The organism is Vreelandella venusta, assembly GCF_007989605.1.
GTDB lineage: Bacteria > Pseudomonadota > Gammaproteobacteria > Pseudomonadales > Halomonadaceae > Vreelandella > Vreelandella venusta.
This window is the reverse complement of record NZ_BJUL01000062.1, coordinates 1-777: the sequence shown is the minus strand read 5'-3', so window position 1 is coordinate 777 and position 777 is coordinate 1. Positions and strand designations below refer to the sequence as shown.

Annotated in this window: 1 pseudogene; it reads right to left on the bottom strand. The window is 54.6% G+C overall.

From position 1 onward, the window contains the following. A pseudogene (locus HVE01_RS19985) lies at positions 1 to 777 on the bottom strand (hypothetical protein); the annotation flags it as partial.

Genomic DNA, 777 nt, shown 5'->3' with positions numbered 1-777 from the left:
ACACTTTGTAATGCGGAGTCAGCCAGCGTTAGGCTGTCTTTGCTGGCTTGGCTGAGATCCACGGCGTAGTCGGTGACATTGTTGGCGTCGGGGGCAGCGGCAGTTACATCCACTGCACTAGAGCCAGCACTCACCGATGCACCATTAGCATTCACGGTGTAGATGTCTTGGCCATCAGCGCCGGTGGTTTGGCCAACACTGGCCACGTTGGTACCTGCGGCCACTTCAGTGCGGCTGGCGGCTGCCGAGATTGCCAACTGTTCTTCGGTGGCAGCACGGCCTAGCGTGGCGAAGCTGGGGTCGGCCAAGTCGATATTGGATAACCCGACAATATCGTTGGTGGTGGCGTTGGTAACCACACTACCTACGCTGACGCTGTTATTAACGACCACATCGTCACTGAGGTTAAAGGTCATTTCTTCGCGGCCATTATTAGTGGCCTGGGTAATCACCAGATTACCGTCACTGTTGCGCAGATTAACTTCATCGTTCGGAGCAATGTTCTGTGCCACGGCGTCTTGGGCACTAAGGTTCCAGCCGGTGTTGGCGATATCACTGACTTGCTTCAATTGATCTTCACTGGCAGCCTGCCCTGAGGTGAAGTTATCGGGATCAAAGGTGAGGTTGCTCAGCCCATTGATGGTGTCACCTCCAGCAGTATTAACAGTGACATTGCCGAACTGTGGTGAATCGATAGTGGCGACCGTAATGTCCGTACCGTTGCGGGTGATAGCGATGTTTTTACCATCATTCACCTGAACGGTGTCGCCGGGGGCC